Consider the following 11730-nt stretch of genomic DNA (forward strand, 5'->3'; position numbering starts at 1 on the left):
ACCGTGGCGACCGACCTATAGCCAGCCGATCATGCCGTTATCGAGGCGGCTTTGAACCTTGGATGAAGACCGGCTTAAGCCCAGCGCCAGCCGCTCGGTTCCAGGACCAGGACTTCGCCCTGCCGGATCCCGAGGCGGGGGGCCGCGTAGATGTCGAGATGGCCGAGCGCCACCAGGGCCGCCCGGGCGACGCCGCCATGGGCGACGACCACGGCATCCCGCTCCAGATCGGCCAGCACCGGGCCGACCCGCTCGACCAGGGTGGCATAGCTCTCACCGCCGGTGCCGGGCGGCCGGTGGTTCCAGCGCGCGCGGTCACGCGCCGACGCCCCCCCGGGGTCGCGGCGGCGGATCTCGGCCCAGGTCGAGCCCTCCCAGCTGCCGAAGCCGATCTCCCGGAGCCGCGGATCGGTTCGGTACGCCTCCGGCGGCAGGCCGAGCGTCGTCCGCAGGATTTCCATGGTCCGCCGGGTGCGCTTGAGCGGGCTTGCGAGGAACTCCGCCTGCGCCACGCCCGGCCCCGCCAGCGCAGCGAGGCGCTGCGCGGCGGCGACGGCCTGCGCCTCCCCTTGCGGGTTGAGATCGATGTCGCGGCTGCCCTGCAGACGGCCCTCGGCATTCCAGGCGGTCTGGCCGTGGCGGATAAAGTAGATCGTGGCCAACCGTGTCAAAGTCCCGTCGCTGCGCAGGCGTCCGGAACGGCCGGGCTAGCCAACCGTTCTGGGCGTTCGTCGGCAAAGCCCCTCGACAGGTCCTGCCCATGTCCAAAAAACACGGTAAGCATCTTCCCGGCCAGTCGCGAGACGACGGCGTGACAGACGGCTCCGATCGGCACCCGGCCGCCCATGCGCGGGCATCCTCGACCGCCGTACGGGCCGGAGCGGCCGACGTGACCGCGGGAACCGTCCCGGCGTCCCCGGGCGGCCATCGGGCGATCCCGATCCGGGCCGCCCCGGGCATCGTGGCGGTGGAACCCGGGACGCGCATCGACCTCGCGGCCGTGGATTGCGACGCCGATGGCGGCCTCGACAAGGCCTGGGCGAAGGACGCGCTCGCCCAGGAGCGCGACCGCATCAGCGCGCTTCAGGAACGGCTCTATGCCGAGCGGGCGCGCAGCCTGCTGCTGGTGTTCCAGGCGATCGATACCGGCGGCAAGGACGGGACGATCCGGTCCGTGCTCAAGGGCGTGAACCCGCAAGGCTGCACGGTGTCAACGTTCAAGGTTCCGTCGAGCGACGAGCTCGATCACGACTTCCTGTGGCGCTACCACGCGCGGGCGCCGGGGCGCGGCATGATCGGGGTGTTCAACCGCAGCCATTACGAGGACGTCCTGGTGGTGCGGGTGAAACAGCTGGTGCCGGACGCGGTCTGGCAAGGACGCTACCGGCTGATCAACGATTTCGAGCGGCTGCTCACCGAATCCGGCACGGTGGTGATCAAGTTCTTCCTGCATATCTCCAAGGCCGAGCAGAAGGAGCGCCTGGAGGCCCGGATCGCCGATCCGGAGAAGAACTGGAAGTTCGACCCCGCCGACCTCGTCGAGCGGAAATCCTGGGACGCCTATCAGCAGGCCTTCGCGGACGCGCTCTCGCAATGCTCGACGCCGCACGCGCCGTGGCTGGTGGTACCGGCCAACCGCAAGTGGTTCCGCAACTACGTGATTGCCCGCACGATCGCCGATACGCTGGAGGCGATGGACCCGCGATTCCCGAAGGCGAAGAAGGGCATCGCCGACCTGAAGGTCCCGGACTGATCCGAGGGGGTGGCGCATGCTGGTGGTTCGGGAGATCGCGGTCTCGGGCTACCGCTCGCTGCGGCGGATCGGCTTCCCGGTGGACGACCTGTCGGTGTTCGTCGGCGGCAACGGCACCGGCAAGACCAATCTCTATCGCGGGCTCGAATTGCTGCAGGACGCGGCCCGGGGGACGCTCACCCGCGCGCTTGCCGCGGAGGGCGGCATGGATTCCGCGCTCTGGGCCGGACGACGGCGGCACGGCGAGGCCGCGCGGGTCCGGCTGTCCGCCACCCTGCACGATGACGGCACCGGGCAGGCATTCACCTACGGGGTCGAGATCGGGCTTGTGCAGCAGGCCGGCGGCACCACCTACGGCGCCGCCTTCCGCAAGGAACCGCAGGTGAAGGCCGAGCGGCTGACCGTCCGGACCGGCGCCCGCACGGCGGTGATCCTCGACCGCGACGGCCGGACCGGATTCGCCCGCGACGAGGAGGGGCGCAAACGGCCGTTGGGCCTGGACCTGCTGCCGACCGAGACCGCGCTCGGCACCTTCCTCGACGCCACGCGCCACCCGGAGATCGCCCTGGTCCGGCTCGCCATGACGGCCTGGCGCTTTCACCACGATTTCCGCACCGATGCCGAGTCGCCGCTCCGCCGCCCGTGCCTCGCGGTGACGACGCCGACCCTGGCCTCGGACGGGTCCGACCTCGCCGCCGTCTTCGCCACCCTGGCCCATATCCGGCAGGACACGGGCGACCTCGACGAAGCGCTGGACGGCGCCTTTCCGGGCGCCCGGCTGGTGGTGCCGGAGCCGGGCCGCGAGGCGAGCTTCGGCATCACCTTTCCGGACTTCCCGGGCCGCACCTTCTCGGCCACGGAGCTATCGGACGGGACTCTGCGCTATCTCGCCCTCACCGGGGCCCTGTTGGGCTACCGGCTGCCGCCGTTCATCGCGCTGAACGAGCCGGAATCCAGCCTGCATCCCGACCTGATGGAGCCGCTCGCCCGGATGATCGCCCGGGCCGCCGAGCGCACCCAGATCTGGCTGGTCACGCATTCCGAGCGGCTCGCGGACGGGATCGCGACCCATGGCGGCGCCAGGCCGCGGGTGGTGATCAAGCGCGACGGCGAGACCTGGATCGACGGGCTGACGCTGGCGGGCGAATTCGCCGACGCGGACGACGGCGAAGAATCCTAAAGCATCGTCAATGCCCGAAAGCCGGCAACCGCCTTTCGGGACGATGCTCTAATCCTTGTCGAGGGTCAGGTCCGGCGCCTCGGGGTTCTTCATGCCGACGACGTGGTAGCCCGCATCGACATGCAGGATCTCGCCGGTCATGCCGGCCGACATGTCGGAGATCAGGTAGGCGGCGGTCTCGCCGACCTCGCCGATGGTCACGGTCCGGCGCAGGGGCGCGTTGTACTCGTTCCACTTCAAGATGTAGCGGAAGTCGCCGATGCCAGACGCCGCCAGGGTCTTGATCGGGCCGGCAGAGATCGCGTTGACGCGGATGTTCTTCGGGCCGAGATCGGCCGCGAGGTAGCGCACCGAGGCTTCGAGGGCCGCCTTGGCCACGCCCATCACGTTGTAGTGCGGCATCCACTTCTCGGCGCCGTAATAGGTCAGCGTCAGCAGGGAGCCGCCGGGGCGCAGGATCTTCTCGGCGCGCTGGGCAACGGCCGTGAACGAGTAGCACGAGACCAGGAGCGACTTGGTGAAGTTCTCCTCGGACGTCTCGAGGTAGCGGCCGGTCAGCTCGTCCTTGTCCGAGAAGGCGATGCAGTGGACGACGAAGTCGATGCCCTCGGGGAAGACGCGCGCGGCTTCCTCGAACACGGCGTCGATCGTGGCCGCCTCGGTGACGTCGCAATGCCCGATGACGTGCGCATCGAGTTCCTTGGCCAGAGGCTCGACCCGCTTGCGCAGGGCGTCGCCCTGGTAGGTGAAGGCGAGTTCGGCCCCGTGCGCGCGGGCACTGCGGGCGATGCCCCAGGCGATCGAGCGGTTGTTGGCGACACCGAGCACGAGGCCCCGCTTGCCCGCCAGAATACCCTGCCCGTGTTCCGCCATGATCGATCCTGGAAACCTCTCGGCCCCTCGCGGCACCGGGGGTCTCCTTAGCGGAGCCGGCCCGGTGACGGAAGTCCGCACCCGACGTCGGGCGACCGGGCGCGCGCCGTGTGTCAGGCGGCCGTGTCAGGCAGCCTTGGCGCGCCGGCCCCGGGCGAAGTCGGTGAGGATCGGATCCTCGCTCTCCGGCAGGGTGATCGCCGTCGTGGCGAACAGATCGCCGCGGGTGCCGTCCTTCTTGGGCAGGCCCTTTCCGCGCAACCGGAAGGTGCGGCCGGAACTGGTCATCGGCGGCATCTTCATCTCGACCGCGCCGGTCAGGGTCGGCACCCGGATCATGCCGCCGAGCACGGCGTCCTCCAGCGGCACCTCGACATGGGTGCGCAGGTCGGCCCCGTCGACGGTGAAGCGGGGATGCGGGCGGATGCGGATGGTGAGCAGCGCGTCGCCGGCCTCGCCGCGGGGGCCGGCGCTCTGGCCGAGGCCGCGGAGCCGGATGGTCTGGCCGTCCTCCACGCCCCGGGGGATCACCACGTCGACCTCCCGGCCCGTGGGCAGCGCCAAGCGCAGCTTTTCCTCGCTGGCGGCCTGCTCCAAGCTCACGGACAGCTCGGCCGCGACGTCCTCGCCCTTGGCCGGCTGGCGCTGGCCGCCGGGTCCGGCGCCGCCTGCGCGGAACGCCTCGCCGAAGATGTGCGAGAAGATGTCCTCGCCCATCCCGCCGCCGCCCATGCCGCCCTGCTGCCGGCTGCGGGCCATGTTCTCGAAATCGAAGCCGCTCGACCGGCCGCCGCCGAAGCCGCCGGAGAATCCCTCGAAGCCGGAGGCGCGCGGCCGTCCGTCGGCGTCGATCTCGCCGCGGTCGAACTGCTTGCGCTTCTCGGAATCGCCAATGATCTCGTAGGCCGAGTTCGCCTCGGCGAACCGGTCCTTGGCCTTCACGTCGTCCTTGTTGCGGTCGGGGTGGAAGTCCTTGGCGAGCTTGCGGTAAGCCTTCTTGATGTCGGCTTCGCTCGCTCCCTTGGGGACGCCCAGCACGTCGTAGGGATTGCGCATCGGTCTCTTGGGCTATGCGGTGTGGAATTTCCACCCGGATGTGGGAAGGATGTTGCATCCCTGCAACGATCGCGGCGGCGAAAGTCTGCGGGTTCGGGCCCTGCGTCAAGCGGCGGATCTCGCCCTGGCGCGCGCGACCGCATAACCTTGACGCACGATGCGATCACCGGCCTGCCGGGACCGGACCGCGGGAGACACACGCGATGCAGTATGCCTGCGACCACGTCCACCTGCGCAGCCGCGATGCCGTGCGGGCCGCCGCCTTCTACGTCGAGACCTTCGGGGGGACGGAGGTGACGCGCGTCGGCGCCGATCCGGTGCAGCGCATGGTGCTCGATCTGGGCGGCCTGACCGTGTTCATCGAGCAGGCCCCGCCCGAGACCGCGCCGGCGACGCGGACGCCCTGCCTCGGCATCGAGCATATCGGCCTGCGCGTGGCCGACATCGACGCCGCCATGGCCGATCTCGCGGCCCGGGGCGTCCCCGTGCGGACCGGCATCACCGAGCGCGGCCCCGGCCTGCGGATCGCCTTCGTGGAGGGGCCGGACGGGGCGCTGATCGAGATCCTGGAGCGCCGGTCCGCCTAATGGCTTTTATCCTCCGACGCGGCCTCGCCGGGGCGCTGGCGCTGTTCCTCACCCTGGCGGGCGGGGCCGCGGCGCGCCCGTTCACAGACGCGGCCGGCCGCACCGTCGAGCTTCCCGAGAAGATCAACCGGGTCCTGGCCGCGGGACCGCCGGCCGCGGTGTTGCTCTACAGCCTCGCCCCCGACCTGATGGCCGGCTGGGTGAGCGCGCCGGCACCGGCCGCCCTGCCCTATCTCGAACCCCGCACCCGGACGCTCCCGGCCTTCGGGCGGCTCACCGGGCGCGGCGGCACCGCCAATGTCGAGGCGGTGCTGGCCGCCAAGCCCGACCTGATCGTCGATTCGGGCAGCCTCGGGCCGACCTACGCGTCGCTCGCCGACCGGGTTCAGGCCCAGACCGGGATCCCCTACATCCTGCTCGACGGCGCCGTCTCGAAGACGCCCGAGACCTACCGGCAGCTCGGGGCTGCGCTCGGCCGGCAGGAAGATGCGGATGCGCTGGCGGCCTACGCCCAGGATCTCACCGATGCGGTCGCGAAAGCGGTCGGTCCCCTGCCCGAGCCGCAGCGTCCCCGGGTCTACTACGCGCGCGGCCCGCGCGGTCTCGAGACCGGCTTTGCCGGATCGATCAACACCGAATTGCTGGAGGCGGCCGGCGCCCGCAACGTCGCGCAGGACGGCGGCGGCCGGCTCGGGACCGTCTCTCCGGAGCAGGTCCTGGCCTGGAACCCCGATGTGATCGTCACCCTCGATCCGACCTTCGCGGCGACCGCAAGCACCGATCCGATCTGGAAGGACGTGAAGGCCGTGCAGACGGGCCGGATCTACCTGGCGCCGCTGCAGCCGTTCCCCTGGTTCGACGCGCCGCCCGGGGTCAACCGGCTGATCGGCCTGCGCTGGCTCGCGGGGCTGCTGCATCCGGAGCTGTTCCCGGAGCCGATGCCCGACGTGGTGCGGGACTTCTACCGCCGCGTCTACCATGTCGAGCTCGACGCCGCGCAGGCCGCGGCGATCCTGTCGCCGGGCCCGGCCCAGTGAGCCGAGGCCCGGCGGCCGTCGCGGGCGAGGTTTCGGCTCGGAGAAACCTCGGATTGTCGGCGGCGATCCTGTCCGGGCTCGCCCTGCTGGCGCTGATCCTGGCCGCCCTGGCGATCGGCAAGTACCCGGTGTCCCTGGCGGATCTCGGCGGCATGCTCGGGCACCGGCTGCTCGGCCTGCCGTCGCGGGTGCCGGCGGCGGTCGAGACCGTGGTGCTGCAGGTGCGCCTGCCCCGGATCGTCGCCGCCCTGGTGGTCGGGGCGGCCCTGTCGGCGGCCGGGGCCACCTATCAGGGCCTGTTCCGCAATCCCCTGGTCTCGCCCGACATCCTGGGCGTCTCGGCCGGGGCCGGGCTCGGGGCGGTGCTCGGGATCTATCTCGGCCTGCCGGTGGCGGCCATTCAGGGGCTGGCCTTCGCGGGCGGCCTCGGGGCGGTGGCCCTGGTCTACGGCGTCGGGCTGGCGGTGCGGCGGCACGATCCGGTTCTGACCCTGGTGCTGGCGGGCGTCGCGGTGGGCGCGGTCCTCGGCGCCGGGATCTCCCTGCTGAAGGTGCTGGCCGATCCGTACAACCAATTGCCGGCGATCACCTTCTGGCTGCTCGGCAGCCTGTCCTCGGTGACGCTCGGCGACGTCGCGGCGATCCTGCCGATGATGCTGCTGGGCTTGGCGCCGCTGGTGCTGCTGCGCTGGCGCATGAACCTGATGAGCCTGGGCGACGAGGAGGCCCGGGCGCTCGGCGTCGAGACCCGTGTGCTGCGGCCCGTCCTGGTTGCCGGGGCGACTCTGGTGACCGCCGCCGCCGTCTCGATGACCGGGGTGATCGGCTGGATCGGCCTGATCGTCCCGCACATCGCCCGCCTGCTGGTCGGGCCGGATTACCGCCGGCTGCTGCCGGCCTCGCTGATCCTGGGGGCCGGCTACCTGCTCACCGTCGACCTGATCGCCCGCAGCGCCGGGACGATCGAGGTGCCGCTCGGCATCCTCACGGCCCTGGTCGGCGCGCCGTTCTTCCTGTGGCTGCTGGCGGCCGGCCGGCGGGGGCTCGGCTGATGCTGCTGCGGGTCGAGGACCTCGCGTTCGGGTATGGCAACCGGATTGTCGGCTCGAGCGTCTCGTTCGGCCTGGAGGCCGGCGAGGTCCTGTGCCTGCTCGGCCCGAATGGCGGCGGCAAGACCACCCTGTTCAAGACGCTGCTCGGCCTGCTGCCGGCCCGTGCCGGGCGCGTCCACCTCGACGGCGCCGACCTGTTCACGCTGTCGCGCACCGCCGTAGCCCGGGCGATCGCCTACGTGCCGCAGGCCCACGCCGCCTTCTTTCCGTTCACGGTGCGCGAGGTGGTCGTGATGGGCCGGGCGAGCCGGCTGGGGCCGTTCTCCGCCCCCGGCCCCGCCGACGAGGCGGCGGCCGAGCGGGCGCTTGAGACCCTCGGCATCGGGCACCTGTCGGGAAAAATCTACACCGAGATCAGCGGCGGCGAGCGGCAGCTCGTGCTGATCGCGCGGGCGCTCAGCGGCGAGCCCCGGCTGCTGATGATGGACGAGCCGACCGCGAGCCTCGATTTCGGCAACCAGGCCCGGGTGCTGATGCAGGTGCGCCGCCTCGCCCGGTCCGGCATCGCCGTGATGCTCTCGACCCACGATCCCGACCACGCGCTGCTCTGCGCCGACCGGGTCGTGGCGCTGCAGGACGGCCGCCTCGCCGCCTGCGGGCCGCCGGCCGAGACGATCACGCCCGAGTTGCTGCGCGGGCTCTACGGGATCGACGTGGTGGTGACGTCGGTCCCGGGCCTCGCGGTGCCGGTCTGCGCGCCCATTCTCGACTGAGAGAGTGTGAGTTTTTCGCGCGCGACCGATGATGCGGCGCTCCTCGAAAGGTCCATCGTCCCTCGAGAACCTGGCTCGCGAACCGCTGCGCGACGCGCCCCACAGGTTTTTGGTCGCGGCCGGTGAAGGCGCGCCACGCGCTCCCTCTCCCGGGCGGGAGAGGGGACCAGCGCCTCGTCCTGAGGCGCCGGCCCGTCAGTGGCCACTCAAGCGTTCGGCATGGTGGAGGTCGAAGAGCGATCGATCGGAAGACTCACAGCCTCTGGGCTCAGCCCCGGGCGCGGCCGTGCGCGGCCATTGCGGTTTCCAAATCGCCCTCGGTCGGGGCCGGCGGCTCGATCCGCTCGATACCCTCAGAGCTATAGACCGCGCCGAGCACGGTCTTGAAATGGCGCTGCACCCGGCCGTGGCACTCGCAGGCAGCTCCCGACATCGCGCGGCGGTCGAGCACCGTGATGCGCCCGCGCCCGACCCGGATCAGGCCCTGGTTCTGCAGCGTCCGCAGGATCCGCGTCAGGTAGGTGCGCTGGACGCCCAGCATCGAGGCCAGCAATTCGTGGGTGATCGGCAGCGTGTCGCCCCCGATCCGATCCTGGAGCGTCAGCAGCCAGCGCAGGCAGCGCTGCTCGATCGGGTGGAGCGCGTTGCAGGCGGCGGCCTGGAGCACCTGGGCCAGGAGGCAATCGGAGTAGCGCGCGAACAGGTTGCGCACTTCGGTCGACCGGCGCTTGGCATCCTGGAGACGCTCCGCATCAAGGCGCAGCATCGGGCCGCCGATCTGCACGACCGCCTCGGTGGAGGCCGGCACCCGACCCGCGCTGACGATGCCGCCGACCGCGCCCTCGCGCCCGATCGTGGCGGTCTCGGCGCAGCGCCCGTCCCGGGTGGCGATGATCAGAGCCACGACGGTCTGGTCGCACGGGAAGGTGATGTGGGTCACGTCCGAGCCGGCATGGAACACGCTCGCCCCCTTGTCGAAGGAGACCGGTTCGAGATGGGGTGCGATCAGCGCGCGGTCGGGCTCCCGGAGCGCATCGAGGAGCAGGTTGCCCGTGAGGGTGGCGGCGCGGTCAACGGGCATGGACGGCTGAAGATCGTGGGACCGGAGGCTCCCGAACGGATCCTCGTCGGGTGACCCGCTTGCGTGCGGGAGAACCCGGCACGCTTATATCCCAGCCGGTGTTCGCGAACCAACTTAAGTCTATCTCAACCGATCAATTATTTGTCGGTGCACAACCCCTGTTCCGAGAGCCGCAGGTGCTCGCGGGGATCGCAATCGGTCGACAGGAACGAGGCCCAGTCGGACGGGGTGCCGTAGAAGGCGTTGCGGTCGACGTCGCCCTGCACCCCGGGGACGCGCCCGGTCGAAGTGAACTGCCACAGCATCCACTTCCGGTTGACGAAACGCTGCTCCGGCTCAGCCGCGGTGGAGCGCAGCCAGTGCGGGTAGTCGGGCAGCTCACCTTCGAGCACGTCCTTGTGGAAGGTGATGTCGGTGTAGATGATCGGGCGCTTGCCGGTGTAGCGCTCCATCTCCTCCAGCATCTCGGTGACCATCGCCAGGGCCTGCGCCTTCGGCAGCTTCTTCGGGCAGGTCTGCGAGTGGCCGTTCCACTCGACGTCGAGAACCGGCGGCAGGGCCGTGGGGTCGTTCGGGACGTTGCGCTTGAACCACTCCATCTGCTCCCGGGCCGAGCGGCACCAGAACACGAAGTGGTAGGCGCCCCGCGGCACGCCGGCCCGGGCCGCATTGTCCCAGTTGGTCCGGAAGCGCTCGTCGACGTGGTCGCCGCCCTCGGTCGCCTTGATGAAGGCGAACTGGGTGCCGGCGGCCCGGACCGAGGCCCAGTCGACGTTGCCCTGCCACTTCGAGATGTCGATGCCCTGGATCGGGTGCTGCTTGGCCTTGGCCACGCCCGGATGAGGCTTGGCATCGCCTTTGGTCGGGTAGAAGTCGGGGTTCGACGCGCAGGCCGCGAGGCCGGCCATCACCGCGACGGCGAGGACCCGGGTGACGAGCCGCCGGACATTCCTGAGCCGGCCGGCACCCCGGTCCGGCGCGGCGGACGGCATCTGCGAAAACGTGTAATCCCGCACCATCAGTGTTCAGCCCGCCACCGAAGAAGCGCCAAAGTCAGGGGTAATCGATGGCCCTGGCGCAGTTAACGGAGCTTTGCGATCTTTGCGGCGGAATTCCGGGATGCGTTGCGCCGCCGCGACATACCGCAGCGATCCCCGGTTGGTTCACAGGCCCGGCTCCGGCTAAGTGCCGGTTCCGCAACGCGAGTCCCACCACGGTCCCGTGAGCAAGCATTTATTCACCATAGGTTACGAAGGGCTCGACCCGGAGCGCCTTACGGATGCGCTGCGCTCGGCCGGCGTCGCCGTCCTGGCCGACGTGCGGGCTGTTGCGAACTCGCGCAAGCGCGGCTTCTCGAAGGGCGCGCTCGGAACCGGGCTTGTGGAGGCGGGGCTCGGCTACGCGCATCTGCGCAGCCTCGGCACGCCGAAATCCGGCCGCGAGGCGGCCCGGGCCGACGACGCGGCGCTGATGCGCAGGATCTACTGCGAGGAGGTGCTCGACACCGCCGCCGGCGGCGTCGCCCTCGACGAGCTCGCCGCGATGGCGGCGGCCGCCCCGACCTGCCTGCTGTGCTTCGAGCGCGACCCGGCCCGCTGCCACCGGCGCGTCCTGGCCGAGCGGCTCACGGACAGGGGCTTCGTGACGACTGACCTGTTCGGCTGAAGTCGGCTCAGCGCATCGCCCGCGTGGCGGCGAACCGCCGGATCGGCGCCATGGCGGCGCTGAACAGCATCCGGGATGTGCGCATGGCCCCGAATTCCCGCGGGATCGGCCGACGGCGATTCGGGTCGTTCACCGGCTCGACCGGCAGGTACAGGGCTTCCAGGAACGACATCTCCAGGAGCGTCGTGCCGGTCTCGTCGGCGATCACCAGGGCAGCGTCGAGCAGCCGCGGGTCACCGCCATGCTGGCGCATCAGCCCCCGGACGATCGCCCGCGCCGCCGTCCGCGCCGCATCCATGTCGGCGATGTCCTGGGCGGTCGGCGCCGCCAGGTAGGCGCCGTCGAGGCGGATGTAGAAATAGGCGCGGACCATGGGGGCGCTTCTCCGGATCGGGCGGCTGTCGTCAGGCAAGGATAGTCAAGCAGCCTGGGCGCCGTCCTGCGGCTCGCCCCCCGTTTCGGCCCCCGTTTCGGCCCCCGTTTCGGCCTTGCCCTCGGCCGCCGATTTCGGGTCGAAGGCGTCGGCCAGCAGGCTGAGGCGGCGGGCCATGTCCCGCACCTCGTTCAGCGCGATCGACTTCTGGCCTTCCTTCACCGCCCGGGTGATGTCGCTGACCTGCTCGGTGGCGACCCGCCTCAGTGCGTCGGCGAGCTGGTGGCTGCTCATCATCGC

General features: G+C 70.8%; 14 protein-coding genes. 7 read left to right on the plus strand and 7 right to left on the minus strand.

Annotated elements, in window-relative coordinates; translation table 11 throughout:
• Positions 1-74 precede the first annotated feature (74 nt).
• Positions 75-662 (minus strand): histidine phosphatase family protein, encoded by a 588-nt coding sequence (locus tag MKL11_RS14510; protein ID WP_243944641.1) that lies wholly within the window; start codon positions 660-662, stop codon positions 75-77.
• A gap of 98 nt (positions 663-760) precedes the next feature.
• Between MKL11_RS14510 and MKL11_RS14515 the strand changes: the two genes are divergently transcribed.
• Both MKL11_RS14515 and MKL11_RS14520 read left to right on the plus strand, forming a co-directional pair.
• Positions 761-1753 (plus strand): polyphosphate kinase 2 family protein, encoded by a 993-nt coding sequence (locus MKL11_RS14515; RefSeq protein WP_243944642.1) that lies wholly within the window; start codon positions 761-763, stop codon positions 1751-1753.
• A 16-nt stretch (positions 1754-1769) separates the two neighbouring features.
• Positions 1770-2933 carry an AAA family ATPase gene (locus MKL11_RS14520; RefSeq protein ID WP_243944643.1) on the plus strand — a complete coding sequence of 388 codons (1164 nt, stop codon included), beginning with the start codon at positions 1770-1772 and terminating at the stop codon, positions 2931-2933.
• Positions 2934-2981: 48 nt separating this feature from the next.
• Here MKL11_RS14520 and fabI read toward each other — a convergent pair whose 3' ends face one another.
• Positions 2982-3806, minus strand: coding sequence for an enoyl-ACP reductase FabI (fabI, locus tag MKL11_RS14525; protein WP_243944644.1), 825 nt, complete (start codon positions 3804-3806; stop codon positions 2982-2984).
• 126 nt (positions 3807-3932) lie between these two features.
• Positions 3933-4862 carry a DnaJ C-terminal domain-containing protein gene (locus MKL11_RS14530; protein ID WP_243944645.1) on the minus strand — a complete coding sequence of 310 codons (930 nt, stop codon included), beginning with the start codon at positions 4860-4862 and terminating at the stop codon, positions 3933-3935.
• Positions 4863-5065: 203 nt separating this feature from the next.
• Between MKL11_RS14530 and MKL11_RS14535 the strand changes: the two genes are divergently transcribed.
• From MKL11_RS14535 to MKL11_RS14550, 4 genes are read left to right on the plus strand one after another with little or no spacing between them, the layout of a single operon-like run.
• Positions 5066-5449 carry a VOC family protein gene (locus MKL11_RS14535; protein ID WP_243944646.1) on the plus strand — a complete coding sequence of 128 codons (384 nt, stop codon included), beginning with the start codon at positions 5066-5068 and terminating at the stop codon, positions 5447-5449.
• A complete protein-coding gene (locus tag MKL11_RS14540; RefSeq protein WP_243944647.1) occupies positions 5449-6486 on the plus strand; it encodes an iron ABC transporter substrate-binding protein in 1038 nt (345 codons plus the stop codon). Before MKL11_RS14535 ends, MKL11_RS14540 begins: the two co-directional genes overlap by 1 nt.
• Positions 6483-7538, plus strand: coding sequence for a FecCD family ABC transporter permease (locus MKL11_RS14545; RefSeq protein ID WP_409565860.1), 1056 nt, complete (start codon positions 6483-6485; stop codon positions 7536-7538). Before MKL11_RS14540 ends, MKL11_RS14545 begins: the two co-directional genes overlap by 4 nt.
• Positions 7538-8311 (plus strand): ABC transporter ATP-binding protein, encoded by a 774-nt coding sequence (locus MKL11_RS14550; protein WP_243944649.1) that lies wholly within the window; start codon positions 7538-7540, stop codon positions 8309-8311. Before MKL11_RS14545 ends, MKL11_RS14550 begins: the two co-directional genes overlap by 1 nt.
• A gap of 268 nt (positions 8312-8579) precedes the next feature.
• Here MKL11_RS14550 and MKL11_RS14555 read toward each other — a convergent pair whose 3' ends face one another.
• Together MKL11_RS14555 and MKL11_RS14560 are read right to left on the minus strand one after the other, a co-directional pair.
• On the minus strand, positions 8580-9392 hold the full coding sequence (locus tag MKL11_RS14555) for a Crp/Fnr family transcriptional regulator (protein WP_243944650.1): 813 nt from the start codon (positions 9390-9392) through the stop codon (positions 8580-8582).
• A 137-nt stretch (positions 9393-9529) separates the two neighbouring features.
• Positions 9530-10300: a glycoside hydrolase family 25 protein gene (locus MKL11_RS14560; RefSeq protein WP_243944720.1), complete on the minus strand. Its 771-nt coding sequence runs from the start codon at positions 10298-10300 to the stop codon at positions 9530-9532.
• A 313-nt stretch (positions 10301-10613) separates the two neighbouring features.
• On the opposite strand from MKL11_RS14560, the gene MKL11_RS14565 reads away from it, so the two are divergent.
• On the plus strand, positions 10614-11057 hold the full coding sequence (locus MKL11_RS14565) for a DUF488 family protein (protein WP_243944651.1): 444 nt from the start codon (positions 10614-10616) through the stop codon (positions 11055-11057).
• Positions 11058-11064: 7 nt separating this feature from the next.
• Here the strand turns inward: MKL11_RS14565 and MKL11_RS14570 are convergent, their stop codons facing one another.
• Both MKL11_RS14570 and MKL11_RS14575 read right to left on the minus strand, forming a co-directional pair.
• Complete coding sequence (locus MKL11_RS14570) at positions 11065-11430, minus strand: DUF6894 family protein (protein WP_243944652.1); 366 nt, start codon at positions 11428-11430, stop codon at positions 11065-11067.
• Positions 11431-11475: 45 nt separating this feature from the next.
• Complete coding sequence (locus MKL11_RS14575; protein ID WP_243944653.1) at positions 11476-11727, minus strand: hypothetical protein; 252 nt, start codon at positions 11725-11727, stop codon at positions 11476-11478.
• Between the last annotated feature and the right edge of the window lie 3 nt (positions 11728-11730).

The organism is Methylobacterium sp. J-077, assembly GCF_022829365.1.
Classification (GTDB): domain Bacteria; phylum Pseudomonadota; class Alphaproteobacteria; order Rhizobiales; family Beijerinckiaceae; genus Methylobacterium.

What these genes read in the sequence shown, in the direction of transcription:
- MKL11_RS14575 (WP_243944653.1), bottom strand. Translation starts at nt 11,727, where the DNA reads ATGATGAGCAGCCACCAGCTCGCCGACGCACTGAGGCGGGTCGCCACC.
- MKL11_RS14515 (WP_243944642.1), top strand. Translation starts at nt 761, where the DNA reads ATGTCCAAAAAACACGGTAAGCATCTTCCCGGCCAGTCGCGAGACGAC.
- MKL11_RS14540 (WP_243944647.1), top strand. Translation starts at nt 5,449, where the DNA reads ATGGCTTTTATCCTCCGACGCGGCCTCGCCGGGGCGCTGGCGCTGTTC.
- MKL11_RS14560 (WP_243944720.1), bottom strand. Translation starts at nt 10,300, where the DNA reads ATGGCCGGCCTCGCGGCCTGCGCGTCGAACCCCGACTTCTACCCGACC.
- fabI (WP_243944644.1), bottom strand. Translation starts at nt 3,806, where the DNA reads ATGGCGGAACACGGGCAGGGTATTCTGGCGGGCAAGCGGGGCCTCGTG.
- MKL11_RS14535 (WP_243944646.1), top strand. Translation starts at nt 5,066, where the DNA reads ATGCAGTATGCCTGCGACCACGTCCACCTGCGCAGCCGCGATGCCGTG.
- MKL11_RS14530 (WP_243944645.1), bottom strand. Translation starts at nt 4,862, where the DNA reads ATGCGCAATCCCTACGACGTGCTGGGCGTCCCCAAGGGAGCGAGCGAA.
- MKL11_RS14520 (WP_243944643.1), top strand. Translation starts at nt 1,770, where the DNA reads ATGCTGGTGGTTCGGGAGATCGCGGTCTCGGGCTACCGCTCGCTGCGG.
- MKL11_RS14570 (WP_243944652.1), bottom strand. Translation starts at nt 11,430, where the DNA reads ATGGTCCGCGCCTATTTCTACATCCGCCTCGACGGCGCCTACCTGGCG.
- MKL11_RS14550 (WP_243944649.1), top strand. Translation starts at nt 7,538, where the DNA reads ATGCTGCTGCGGGTCGAGGACCTCGCGTTCGGGTATGGCAACCGGATT.
- MKL11_RS14555 (WP_243944650.1), bottom strand. Translation starts at nt 9,392, where the DNA reads ATGCCCGTTGACCGCGCCGCCACCCTCACGGGCAACCTGCTCCTCGAT.